This window comes from Beijerinckia mobilis (assembly GCF_000745425.1).
Taxonomy (GTDB): domain Bacteria; phylum Pseudomonadota; class Alphaproteobacteria; order Rhizobiales; family Beijerinckiaceae; genus Beijerinckia; species Beijerinckia mobilis.
The window spans coordinates 168,668-182,994 of record NZ_JQJH01000003.1; the positions used below are offsets into that span (position 1 = coordinate 168,668).

The 14,327-nt window shown below is 53.6% G+C and carries 3 protein-coding genes and 1 pseudogene; all 4 read left to right on the top strand.

The features are described 5' to 3' along the window. Positions 1–2 precede the first annotated feature (2 nt). Positions 3–521 (top strand): annotated as a pseudogene (locus DL88_RS20745) (transposase); the annotation flags it as partial. Positions 522–768: 247 nt separating this feature from the next. Then, positions 769–2,664, top strand: coding sequence for a non-ribosomal peptide synthetase (locus DL88_RS04805; protein WP_034992699.1), 1,896 nt, complete (start codon positions 769–771; stop codon positions 2,662–2,664). A gap of 593 nt (positions 2,665–3,257) precedes the next feature. After that, positions 3,258–11,366 carry a hybrid non-ribosomal peptide synthetase/type I polyketide synthase gene (locus DL88_RS04810; RefSeq protein ID WP_051955597.1) on the top strand — a complete coding sequence of 2,703 codons (8,109 nt, stop codon included), beginning with the start codon at positions 3,258–3,260 and terminating at the stop codon, positions 11,364–11,366. Further along, positions 11,363–14,230 (top strand): condensation domain-containing protein, encoded by a 2,868-nt coding sequence (locus tag DL88_RS04815; protein ID WP_051955598.1) that lies wholly within the window; start codon positions 11,363–11,365, stop codon positions 14,228–14,230. Before DL88_RS04810 ends, DL88_RS04815 begins: the two co-directional genes overlap by 4 nt. Positions 14,231–14,327 lie beyond the last annotated feature (97 nt).

Below are 14,327 nucleotides of genomic sequence, written 5' to 3' on the forward strand. Positions count from 1 at the left end.
CCATGATTCGAAGCCTGATCGATGGTAGCGCTTCTGTTGAGACGATGCTGGAACTCCGGGCTTCTTCGCTGCGGGATGCAAAGGAGCGGCTCCGGGCATCATTCACGCGGGAGCGTGTCGAGTTTCCGCCTCGGACTTTCTGGATGTGCTGATCGGTAACGAGCCGTGCAAAACGGGCGATATGCGGGCCGAAGCGGCGGGTGATCCTGGTCCCCTTGGAGGCAGCAGGTGCTTTCTAGGCCCGGGGGCAATGGAACGCGGATGCGCTTCGTGATGTCGTCAGAGATTATGTTGTCGAGCATCTTTGCTCCGACGATAGTGTTCTGGTGATCGATGAGACGGGCTTTCTGAGTAATGGCTTGGCTTCCTGCGGCGTCGGACGGCAATATATGGGCTCGGTCGGCGAGATCACCCACTGCCAGATTGGAGTGTTTGCAGCCTATGCCTGCGGCAAACGTCATGCCTTCATTGATCATGCTCTGTATCTGCCAAAGGATTGGACATCGACCTCTGGGGAGCCACGATCTACGCCTATATGGGTAATCAATTCTACGAAGAATTGCATACCCTTGAGTTTCCAAACGGACTCTAAAGTATAGTTCCTCGGGGAGTGTTTGACCAACCTGTTGGGCTCGGAAAGTTCATAATTGGGTGAACCGCTTTTTTGGGAACGGAAAAGTTGCTAGAAGTGCGAAATATTTTGGAATGTCGTGCGGACGTGCCGAGGTCCCGGTTAAAATTGATTTATTGCTAAGGTCTTAGTGATTTATGTCTGGAAACAATTTTCTCTTTGCTCGGGTTCATGAGCTTTTTTTCGAACAAGTAAAGCTACGACCCAACGCGCTCGCTGTCCGTGATGGCGATAATTTGCTTTCTTATGAAGAATTGGATCGCCAATCGAACCAGTTAGCGCATTTTTTGCTCTTAAATGGTGTGTCTGCCGGTGATCTTGTCGTTTTATTGACTGGTCGCTCGAGCGAGGCAGTGGTTGCTCTGCTTGCCATTCTCAAGGCTGGGGCCTCCTATCTTCCTCTTGATCCTGCTTATCCGATCGATCTCCTAGAATTCATGATGCAGGATGCGAAACCGTCCCTTGTTCTCTATGATAAAACCTTTCCATATACTCAGAATTTCCGTGATTCCCGTGGATTCGATCTAGACTTGGCGCTAGAGGCTGCACGTGGTGAATCCGATCGAGTGCCTGATGTAGGAGGTGATGGCGCAGACCTGGCTTATGTGATGTATACATCCGGCTCGACGGGGCGGCCAAAAGGCGTCTGTGTAAAGCATCAAGCGGTGGCCCATCTCGTTCTTGGTCAAGATTATGCTCCCTTTGGACCGGATCAGAAATTTCTCCATTTGGCGCCGCTTGCATTCGATGCCAGCACATTTGAGATTTGGGGCGCTTTGCTTAATGGCGCTAGCATCGGTATCGTGGGAGAGGCTCGGCCTTCTCTTGATCAAATTGCCGATGCGCTCGACGCATACAGGATAACAACGGCGTGGTTTACTGCGGGTTTATTTAACTTGTTGGTGGATCACCGCTTGTCCGCGCTTGAGCATCTTCAATGTATTCTTGCCGGTGGTGAGGCTTTGTCGCCAACGCATGTCGAAGCAGCGTTGAAGGGGCTACCACATACGCGTCTTGTCAATGGTTATGGCCCGACTGAAAACACGACATTTACATGTTGTTATTCCATTCCGCCAGAGGGTTGGGGTGGAGGTGCCGTGCCGATCGGTGTCCCTTTGGTCGGGACTGATGTTTACATCCTTGATGATGGTCTTGTGCCGGTGGCCTCAGGGCAGACGGGTCAGCTCTGTGTGGGTGGACTAGGTGTTGCGCGAGGATATTTGAATCGGCCGGAATTAACGGCTCAAAAGTTCGTACGAAATCCATTTGATTCAGAAGGGACAACAAACCTTTACTTGACAGGTGACCTCGTACGTTTGCGTTCTGATGGAATGATCGCGTTTCTCGGCCGTGCAGATCAACAGGTCAAGATCAACGGTAGGCGTATTGAACTTGAAGAGATCAGTAATGTGTTGCGTGATGATCCACAGATCGCGGATGCTGTGGTCGTTGTCGATGATTCAAGTGGCGTGAGGCATCTTGTCGCTTATTTGAAGCCAGCGAAGTACGAAAGCGTATCGACAGCTACTCGATCCGCCTGGGTCGCTTCCGTTCTCGCTCGCCTCGGTCGTGCGTTGCCAGATTATATGGTTCCCCACGAAGTAGTGGTTCTCGAGACCATTCCTTTAACACCGAATGGCAAGGTCGATAGGCGGCGGCTGCCTCCGCCAGAGAGACCGACGCTACCCTCCGATTCTGATATAATCGCTTTGTCGGATTTGGAAAAATTGCTACTTGGAATTTGGAAAAATATTTTGAAGGTTGATTCTATCCCGCTTGACAGGAATTTTTTCGATCTTGGTGGTACGTCCTTACAGCTGGTCGCCGCTCACGCCGAGATCGAGAAGGAATTGAACAAAAAGTTTCCGTTGGTCGCTTTATTTCAATATTCAAATATTATGGAACTTGCCAGTTTTCTTGGAGAGACTCGCGTTGATAACGAGCTGGAGTCGGCACGCACCCGCGCATCAAAGCGCAGCGATAATTTGCGGCGATTTCAGAAAAAAGCGAGTGAGAAGGGTAGCTCGCGTTAGTTCAATTTATATTGTGGTATTTCTGGGCGAGTTTCTTTGCATTGATTCTTGATATAACTGCACTGTATTGCTATAAAATACTATATTGAAGCCCGTTAGAATTTCTGTGTTTATAAATCATTGGTAATTATGGAAATTATTGTTGATCTAGAAGCAGGTGTTTTCTGTGATAGGAAATTCAAAATTATAAATTGATCTTGAAATTCCCAAAAAAATCTACTGTGGAAGATGAATGATGATATGTCGGAGTATTTTAACTATTAGGTATTTGCTACAAAAATAAGCTCTTTTAATGGATTTGAATATTATGGTGCCTGCGTCGATTTAAATGCGCAGGGGCATGTTTGGAACTTTCCGAATTGCTCCATCTTGTTGAATCGGGCTGTTCTGCTCACAGTGCCATTTGTGCCGCTAGCAAAATAGTTTGCTAGCGTGCATCTTTGATTAGAGGTTAGGCATCTCCGAATTAGTATAATATATTGCGACCAATAGGGAGTGAGGAAATTTCAGTACTGAACTAAGGTCGTTGCCGTGCGGCTTGGTAGCAAAATGAAATTTTCATAAAATGCATCAGTTAGCTTTGGGGACATCCGGTGACAAAGGATGACAATCGGTCTTACGAGGAACAGGCACTACCGGAAGGGGCTATTGCTATCATCGGCGTGTCGGGCCGGTTTCCTGATGCGGCTAACATAAGCGAATTCTGGCAGAATATCAAAGCGGGTCGCGATTGTGTTTCTCGTTTCGTGGATAATGAGCTCGATGATGCCTTTCCGCCGGAGGTTCGTGGTGCGCCCAATTTCGTAAAGGCGCGACCAATTCTCAAGGATGTTGATCTGTTTGACGCGTCCTTTTTCGGCATGCACGCTCGAGAAGCGGCCTTAACGGACCCGCAACACCGCCTATTTCTTGAATGCGCCTGGGAAGCGCTTGAAGATGCGGGTTATGACCCGGCGACCTATCCGGAGGCGATTGGTGTATTCGCTGGCTGTAGCACGAATACCTATTTTTTGAACAATGTCTGCGCTGATCGGTCTGTCATCGACGACTTCACGAGTAATTTCCAGCTAGGAAATTATCCCATGCTCGTCGGTGAGGGGCAGGAGTTTCTCGCGACTAAGGCGGCTTATAAACTTGATCTGCGCGGTCCCGCGGTCAGTGTCGGGACGGCCTGCTCGACCTCGTTGACTGCCGTTGCACAAGCCTGTCAAGGCTTATTGTTATATCAAGCGGATATGATGCTTGCGGGTGGTGTATCGATCAGTTTCCCGCAACAGCGTGGTTATCTCTATCAGGAAGGCGGTATGGCATCGCCGGACGGGCTTTGCCGGCCATTCGATGCCGATGCTGCCGGAACTGTATTCGGGAGCGGTGTTGGTGTCGTTGTGCTGAAGCGGCTCGAGGATGCGATATCTGATGGTGATCAGATTTACGCCGTGATACGTGCTGCTGCAATCAATAATGATGGCAGCGGAAAAGCTGGCTATACGGCGCCAAGTATTGATGGCCAGGCTAATGTTATTCTCGCCGCGCATGCCATGGCTGGTATCGATGCACGCTCGATTGGCTATGTAGAGTGCCACGGTACGGCGACGCCTTTGGGTGATCCGATCGAATTCTCCGGTCTTGTCAAGGCGTTCCGGTCGACGACCTTGGACAGAAATTTCTGTGTTCTGGGATCGGCAAAGGCAAATGTCGGTCATCTCGACGCCGCTGCGGGCGTAGCTGGTCTCATCAAGACCGTATTGACGCTTCGCGACGGAGAAATACCTCCGCTTTTGCACTTTACCTCCCCAAATCCGCAAATTAATCTAAGCGACAGTCCCTTCCTCATCAATAAGGAAACAATTCCGTGGCGACGGTCAGGGACACCTCGGCGCGCCGGTGTCAGTGCGTTTGGCGTCGGAGGGACCAATGTTCATCTCGTTATCGAGGAAGCGCCACTTTTGGAGGCTGCCGGCGATGCGGACTCTTTGAATGCCGCCTATATTCTTCCGCTTGCGGCACGCAGTCCGGAAGCCCTCGATGAGATGAGGCGGAGGCTTGCCGAGCGGCTGGCGAGCGATCCTAAGCTCTCGCTGGATGACGTTTCCCATACATTGCAGATCGGTCGGCGTCATTTCACTCATCGCACGATGATTGTCTGCCGTGATGTGTCCGATGCGATTGGCGCGCTGACGGCTAGTGAGGGAAGAGTGAAGCCGACAATCGCAGCGCCACACCCAACGCTCGCATACATGTTTCCGGGTCAGGGTACTCAGTATCCCGGTATGGGGGCGGAGCTTTATGAGACGCAGCCGGCGTTCCGCGATATTATTGATAAGGGCGCTGATTTTCTCCGGTCCAGAATTGGCCTCGACCTGCGCGATCTGCTCTACGGGCCGCAGGCAAGTAAGACAGAAAATCAGGAGCGGTTGCGCTCAACGCTCTTTGCGCAGCCGGCGTTGTTTCTCGTCGAATATGCAACGGCTAATCTTTTCGCCCATTGTGGGTTCCAGCCGAATGTCATGATTGGCCACAGCATCGGCGAATTTGTCGCCGCGACTTTGGCATCAGTGATGACATTCGAGGAGGCTCTTGGCTTCGTCGCGGAACGTGCCCGTCTGATGTATGCCGCTCCGGTCGGCGGAATGTTGAGCGTTCGGCTTGCTGAGGCGGATCTCGCGACGATCCTGCCGGAGGAACTGGATATTGCGGCGGTGAACGCTCCGGCGCTTTGTGTTGTCTCCGGCCGGCTCGATGCTATCGAGCAATTTGCTGATGATCTCGCTCGGCGGGATGTCGTCGCTCGTCGCCTTCATACGTCGCATGCTTTTCATTCTCGGATGATGGATCCTGTCGTCGCGGAACTTGCGGAGACGGCATCGAGGATAAGATTTCGGGCGCCGAAAATACCTTATGTATCCTGCATCACCGGGCGCTGGATCTCCGAGGCGGAGGTGACTTCACCGCTGTATTGGACGCAGCATTGCCGCAGAACAGTCCGTTTTGCCGAGGCTCTGCAAAACCTTCGGGCCGAGGGCAATCCCATCTTGCTGGAAGTCGGCGCGGGGCAGACATTGACTACGCTGGCAAATCAGGCGGCGGCATGGAGGAAAAAGGAAACGACGGGTGAGACCGGGGAAATTCGTAAACCTGCGATTTCTTCCCTGCCGGATGCTACGCGTGGGACAATCGAGACCCAGGCATTTGCGGAGGCGGTTGGGCGTCTCTGGATGGAAGGCTTCGAACCGGACTGGGAGGCTATTCACACCAGGCCCTGCCGGCGCGTTTCGCTCCCCACTTATCCTTTTGAGCGGAAAAGGCATTGGATTGATGCACCACAGCCCGCGTGGCGCTCGTTGTCAGATGCGGCGGCGTCGAATGGCGCACTGACGAGAGATCTGGCATCGGGTCTACCGATCGGCGCGGAAGAGTCCCATATTGCTAAAGAAGTTTTTATGGAGTCGACGATGAATATGATGGCCAACCCCAGCGCCGGAAGCGCGTCTCGTGCGCATCGTCTGACGAGAAATGTCCTTGAAATTTTTGAGTCTTTATCCGGAGATCAGATCGCAGCGGATGATTATGGCGCGAATTTCATAGAACTCGGCTATGATAGTCTTTTTCTCGCACAAGTCGCCACGCAATTACAGAAAGTTTTCGGAATAAAGATTACTTTTCGGCAGTTGCTAAATGATTTTCCATCTATTCAAGCGTTAGTCGCACATCTCGACGCTTTATTGCCACCGGACCCTGTTGCAGAGCCCGCACCGACACCTGTGGCGGCTGTGATCCCGGCTGTGCACCGCTCCGACGCAATTGTGGCGCCACAAGCTATCCCCCAGATCAATTCTGGTTCGGGACTCGAAGGTCTTTTCCGTGAACAATTGCATGCGATGCAGACTCTCCTGTCGCAGCAATTGCAGGTGTTACAATCGGGTGCGGCAAATGGGCTAGGCGTTGTTGCGTCTCGTCCATCTGTGGTTACATCGAATGTTGCTGTTTCCGATTTAGGGGCCGCGGCGTCTCCCGTGGTGACCACGCAGGTGCGATCGGATGGAAGCCTGCAAGATAAACCACATGAGGAGGGCGAAACACCTTCCCGTTTCCAGATTTATCGTCCGGGAAATGCGACGCGGTCGGACGATCTTTTGCCGATACAGAAGGCGTTCATCGATGAGCTCGTCGCTCGTTATTCGGCGAAATCGCCGGGATCGAAGGCGATGACGCAGGAATACCGGTCGGTTCTCGCAGATCCGAGGGCGGCGAGCGGTTTTCGTCAGGAATGGAAGGAGATCGTTTATCCGATCGTCTGTGCGCGTTCCAAGGGATCCAAGATTTGGGACATAGACGATAATGAATATGTCGATCTCGTCAATGGTTATGGCCAGACGGCGTTTGGTCACGCTCCGGATTTCATCCTCGACGCAATCAGCGAGCAGATGAAGCTTGGCTTTGCCATTGGTCCGCAGACCCCTCTCGCCGGTGAGGTCGCCACGCTATTCGCTGAAATGACCGGGAACGAGCGTGTCACCTTCTGTAATACCGGCTCCGAGGCGGTGATGGCGGCCATGCGCGTTGCGCGGACGGTCACTGGCCGTGATCGCGTCGTTGTGTTTAATGGCGCTTATCATGGTCAATTCGATGAAGTGTTGGTCAAGGGGGCGAGCCGCAACGCGCCGCCGCGCGCCTTGCCTGTGGCACCAGGCATTCCGCGCGGTTCCGTCGGCAACATGGTCGTCCTCCCCTATGCGACACCTGAAAGCCTCGACTGGATCCGGCAAAATGCCGATGATCTTGCGGCGGTGGTCATTGAGACGGTCCAGAGCCGCCACCCGGCGTTCCAGCCCAAGGCCTTTATCGAGGAAATACGCGCGATCACAGCCAAATCGGAATCGGCTCTCGTTTTCGATGAAGTCGTGACGGGTTTCCGCGTTCATCCAGGCGGTATGCAAGCGGTTTTCAACATCCGTGCGGATTTGGCGACATATGGCAAGGTTGTCGGAGGCGGCATGCCAATTGGCGTGCTGGCCGGAAAATCCCGTTTCATGGATGCTTTGGATGGCGGACAATGGCGATACGGCGATGATTCATTCCCCGAGGTCGCGCCGACTTTCTTTGCTGGTACTTTCGTGCGGCATCCTCTTGTTCTCGCCGCAGCAAGGGCGGTTCTCCTGCATCTCAAGGAGGCTGGTCCCGGTCTTCAGGAGAAATTGACGGCGCGCACGGCGGCGCTTGTCGCGCGTATGAATGGTGAATTGGAGAAACGTGGCCTCGTGACCCGTGTTGAGACCTTCAGCAGCTTTTTCTACATGAATTTTGGTGCCGAAGACCGACTTGCATCGCTGTTATTCATTCATATGCGACTCCTTGGTGTGCATATTCACGAGGGATTCCCGTGCTTTCTGACAACGGCTCATAGTGACGCCGACATCGAACATATTTTCTCGGTCTTCCAGCAAAGCCTTGATGCCTTGCAAGGGGCAGAGATTTTGATGGGTTCGCGCGGGCAGGAGATATTCGGCGCGGTGGTTCCGCCATCGATGGTCCTGCCGGATGAGGTGCCATTGACGGAACCTCAGAAAGAAGTCTGGCTCGCGGCGCAACTTGGCGAAGCGGCCTCCTGTTCCTTCAATGAATCCGTCAGTCTCGACTTAAAAGGTTCCTTGAATGAAACGGCGCTCCTGCTGGCGCTGGAGGATGTCGTCGATCGCCACGAGATTTTGCGTGGTTCCTTCGGTCAAACCGGTGAGAGGCTGCATATAGCTTCTCAGCTCGTGCTGCCGTTGGAGCGGCTGGATTTCAGTGCGCGGAGCGATGCGTCAATCGCGCTGCATGATATTATCGACGAGGACGCGCATACACCTTTTGATCTGGCCAATGGCCCGCTGGCCCGGGCACGTTTGATCAAATTGGCGTCCGACCATCATGTTCTCGTCTTTTCCGCCCATCACATCATTTGTGATGGCTGGTCGATGAATGTCATCATGAATGATCTCGCCGCATTCTATGCGGCACGCGCGGAAGGCCGTGACGCTGGATTGCCCCCCGTTCTCGCTTTTCGCCGTTATGCGTTGAACGAAGCCGCCAAGAGTGGAGCGGCGAGCGAGACCGAGACCTATTGGCTGGATCAATACAAGACCATCCCCGCATCTCTCGAGCTGCCTGCCGATCGTCCGCGCGCGGCGCAAAAGACATTCGCGGGCGCGACCTATAGCACGACGATCGAGGAAGGCCTCTATCGTGATGTGCGCAAGGCGGGTGCTAAACAGGGATGCACCCTGTTTACGACGTTGTTTGCGGCATTTCAGATCCTTCTATCGAAATTGACTGGCTCAGAAGAACTCGTGATCGGCGTGCCGACAGCGGGGCAGAGTCTGCTCGACGACGAAATCCTCGTTGGCCATTGCGTGAATTTCCTCCCCATTCGTGGACCTGTTGATTTTTCGCAGAGCGTGGGCGCGCATTTGCAGGCGGTCCGCAAGGTTACAGGGGACGCATTCGATCATCAGGATTTCACCTTCGGCACATTGGTCAGGAAGCTCAATCTTCCACGTGATCCGCGTCGCCTTCCGCTCACTTCGGTCCAGTTCAATCTGGAAAAGCTTGGCGAAAGTGCCAATTTTCCGGGTCTTTCGGTCAGTATGGCACCAAATGCGAAGGCATTCGTCAATTTCGACCTGTTCATGAATGTTATCGAATCCGACCGTGGTTTGCGGATTGATTGCGATTACAGCACTGAACTATTCGATGAATCGACGATCGCGCGTTGGGTCGATTATTTCCGCATGGTGTTGGTATCGATCGCAAGGGATCCGGCACAACAGCTGACGGATGTTTCTTTGCTCTCTCCGGGGGAGCGAGATTGGCTCCTGTCGGATTTGAACGACACCAAGACGGATGTTGATCTGCGTTCGATTTCCGATCTGATCGGCGATCAGGTCGCGCAACATCCGGATGAGGTTGCAGCGATTTGCAAGGGCGTTTCGCTGACCTATCGGGAGCTTGACGATCGGGCGTCGCATCTGGCGCGGGGTCTGCGGAAACTGGTATCTGGTGAGGGAAGACGCATCGCCCTTGCCGTGGACCGCTCTCTCGACATGCTGATCGCGCTCATTGCAATCATGAAGGCCGGCCATGCTTATGTGCCGCTTGATCCGCAACATCCTGAGGCCCGGTTACGTCTTGTTCTGGATACGGCCGACGTCTCGGCGCTGATTTGTGACAGTGATGCGCTCGCAGCCATGGTCGGTGACCTGCCGGTTGTGCGCCTCGGTGTCGGTGGGTTCGATGTTCCCGTGAGTCAGGATCCCTTGCCGCCGGTGAGCGCGGAGGCAAGCGCTTATGTCATTTTCACATCGGGATCGACCGGTGTCCCCAAGGGCGTCGAGATTGCCCATCAGTCTGTCGCCAATCTGCTATGGTCGATGGCGAGTGTTCCGGGATTTACACAGAAGGATATTCTCGTCGCCGGAACGACGATCGCTTTCGATATTGCGGCTCTCGAACTCTATCTACCGCTCATTCGTGGCGGTGTCGTCGTGATCGCCAGCAGGGAAGATGTCAAGGGCGGCTTTGGTTTCATTTCTCTGATCGAGACCCACAAGGCGACCGTCGTGCAGGCGACACCATCCTTGTGGCGGATTCTGCTCGAAGCGGGGTTGAAGCCGCATTCCGGACTCAAAATGCTTTGTGGTGGCGAGGCGTTGCCGCGTGATCTAGCCGATCAGCTCCTTGCTACCGATGGCGAGCTCTGGAATGTGTATGGTCCGACAGAAACCACCATCTGGTCGTCCATTGGCCGTGTCCAAAAGGGTAGTGCCTCCATCACGATCGGTATGCCCGTCTTCAATACGCAATTGCATATTCTCGATGAGCATCGGCGATTGGCACCCATTGGCGTCTTTGGAGAGCTTTATATCGGGGGGCTGGGCCTGGCGCGTGGTTATTTCCGGCGGCCCGATCTCGACGCTGGCGCGTTTTTTGATTTGTCCTTAATGGAAGGGGCGCAGCAGCGTCTTTATCGCACGGGCGATAAGGGGCGGCGTTTGCCGGATGGTTCCATTGAACTGGTTGGCCGGCTCGACCAGCAGATAAAATTGCGTGGTTTCCGGATTGAGCTAGGTGATATTGAATCCGTCATACGCCAATGTACCGGCATTGCGGATTGCGCTGTTGCCTTGCAGGCTTCTTCAGAAGAGACGATGCGTCTCGTCGGTTATTACGTCGAGGCGAAGGAAGGGGCGTTGTCGCCTGCCATGCTTTCCTCCCATGTCGCTTCGCGACTACCAGATTATATGGTACCAACCGTGTGGCTTAAGCTTGATCGACTTCCATTGACGCCGAATGGCAAGCTTGATCGTAAGGCGCTGCCGGTAGCCGAAGTGGGCATCGAGTTCGAGCATCGTGTCGTGACGCCGCCAAGGACGGAGATGGAAAAGCGTCTCGTCGCGATCTGGAAAGAAGTGCTGAAACTCCCCGATGTCGGGATCGATGACAATATTTTCTCGCTTGGGGTGGATTCCATCCAGATTTTCCGTCTGGCTCTGCGTATGCGCGAACAGAATATTAATTTGTCCGCCGCCGATCTCATGCAGCATCCGACGATTGAAGAACTCGCCAAGGCTGAGGCGAAAGCAAGCTCGGCCGATCAACCTCAAACTCCCTCTTTGTCCAGCTTCCGGCGGAGAGGGGGACGTATGACGGGAGGGCCGCAATGAACCAGATGCGCTTTTCCGATTTGAAGAGTGATGAGGTGAACGAGAAGAAGGAAGCGGAGACCCCGGAAGAGATTCTCAGCTTTCCTTGCTCGTCGTCTCAGGAACGGTGTTGGTTCATCAATGCTCTCAATCCGGGTACGACTGCTCTGAACATCGCTCTGCGGTGGGACATCAAGGGATGTTTCACGCCCGATCTCGTCGAACGGGCGTTCCAGCAGGTTATTGACCGGCATGAAATCCTGAGATCACGTTTCATCGAAAAGGACGGAGAGCTCGTGCAGGAGGTCTCTCCTCACGTTGATTTCAAATTGACCGTCATCGATCTGTCGGTACATCCGGAAGAAAAGCGCGACGAAGAGGCACTCGCCTTCGGCAATCGCGAAGCGCATGTTCCTTTCGATCTGGAGCATTTCTCGCTCATTCGGGCGACATTGCTCATGCTGTCGCCGACGCATGGAATCATTTTGGTGGCCATGCATCAGATCGTATTCGACGGATCATCGATACGTATTCTGGCCAATGATTTTGGAATGATAGCGGCCGCGCTGGAGGCGGGACGGACTCCCGATCTGCCCGATCTGCCTCTGCAATATGGTGACTTCTGCCTCTGGCAGAAGGAATATTATGCGAGCGAAGGGTTCGACGCCGAGGCCAGGTTCTGGAAACAGCAACTGGCGGGTATGACCTATTTCGAGGTCAGGCCGGATTATCCACGCCCTCCCTTGCCGACGCATCGTGGCGAGATCCTGGCTGCGATGTTGCCGCATGATCTCGGCACCAAAGTAGAGGATACCGCAAAACATTATAATGTCACTTTGTTCAGCCTCGGTTGTGCCGTGATCGCTGCGGCGTTGCATCGCTATACCGGGCGGAACGACGTTATCTTTTCGACCCAGATCGCCAATCGTGACGAGCCTGAACTCGAAAACATGATTGGTATCTTCATCAACAACATCGTCATGCGTCTCGATGCGAGCGGTGATCCGACGTTCAGGGAATTCGTGGGGAATGTCGCGAAGACTGTCCAGCATGCGCTGATTCATCGGCGCATGCCCTTCCACAAGCTCGTCGAGCTTGTGAATCCGCCACGTGACCCTAGCCGCCTGCCGCTTGTCTCCATCAGCTTCACGGTTCTCCACGATGTCATGGAGCATAAGCACTATGGCAATTTCGATTTGCTCGGATTGCCTTCTCTGGCTGTCGGATCCGTCTACGATCTGAACTTCTTCATGGTCCATTGGCCAAATGGCTGGCGCATGGCTATGGAATACAATCCGGATCTATTTGATCGGTCGACTGCAGAGGGGCTGCTTGATTTTCTCGTCAAGACATTCGAATCGATCATCTGCCATCCGCAGGACCGTTTATCCGCGTTGATTCCGCCGATGCGGGAATCGGCACAGACACTGAGCGATGCGGACCAAAGTTTTAGTGATCTGATCAGCACGGTTATTCATCATTCCGATATTGCTGATGCGATCATCGCTCCGCAGCTATTGTCATCCGGCAAGCCGGTAGCAAATCTTTTTGTCGTGCCGGCCAGCGGAACAAATACGCCGCTCGAGACTCTGCCCGGCAAATTGATGACATATCTTGCGCAGACCCTGCCGCAGGATGAACTGCCCGGACATATTAGCGTTCTGCTTTCGCTTCCGCGCAAAGCGAACGGTTCTGTGGATCTGGCGGCATTGCCGACCCCGGCGTCTCCTGCTTCAGTGCCGACGAAGCCCGTCGTGCCACAAGAGGATCGGCTGAGTCCTGTTGAAGCCAAGCTCGCTTCGATCTGGGAGGACGTCCTGAAGGTCCAGGATGTGAAGCCGGATTCGAATTTCTTCGAACTCGGAGGTCATAGTCTGCTGGCCGTGCGCTTGATGGTGCAGGTTGCGAAGGTCTTTGGGACGAAGCTTGATATCGTGACGTTGTTCCAGTCGCCGACGTTACGTGAATTTGCCTCACATCTGTCCCTTCCGGATCAGGCTACCGACCATTGGGCCATTGTTTCGATCCAGCCGGAAGGCGACAAAATCCCAATCATCACAATCAATAATGCAATCCGTTTCTATAATCTCGCCCGTATGATGGGAACGGATCGGCCGATGATTGGTGTGCAATTGGAGGATATGGCGGGGGCGAAGCCGGTTGCCGGACGGAGCGTGCAGGATATTGCATCCGACTACATTGAGCCTATCCGCGCGGTGCGGCCTCATGGCCCCTACATTCTAAGCGGTTGGTGCGTATCGGGATCGATTGCTTACGAAGTGGCTCATCAGCTCCGCCAAAGTGGGGAATCCGTGCCGCTCGTGATCCTGGTCGATAATTGGATTCCACGGCATTTAAGGTTTCTGCCGCGTTGCCTTTATAGTCTTGAATATAAGCTAAATTATATTCTTCAGGATTTCCGGCGGATCTGGCGCGGGCAGGCGAATATTTCCAAGGTTTTGTCTGGATATCGCAGACTGCGTAAGAGCGGCCTGCTGAATCTCGCCGCTGCCTTGCGGATCATTCCTCCCTTACCGCCGGAGCCTACCGATGAAGTCGAAAAACAAATCGAGGATAATTATCTAAGTTTCTATCCGTATATGACGAAGGCGCGCCTTTTTTATGTGCCGCCTGACACAAATGACCGTGTCGTCATTATGCAAAGCGACGAATTGGCCAATCTTTTTCCTGAAGATCCAAAGATGGGTTGGGGAGCTCATTGCAAAGGCGGGCTGGACGTCCTTCGCGTTCCTGGCCTCCATGTTGAACTTCTTTTTGACGAAGGGGCCAAGCTGATCGCCGATTATCTACGGCCGGTCCTCGATGAGATCGATCATCAATGTGAACCGGAGCAAGTGGGTGAGGGTCACAAGAAGTCGAATTGATCTCTATGCGGTTGGCCATACTTTTGGCCGCAGTGATCTGCTACACGGATAAGCCATTTGTTCTTCAGTCTATTCGGTTTATCCTTGATGCGTTTCC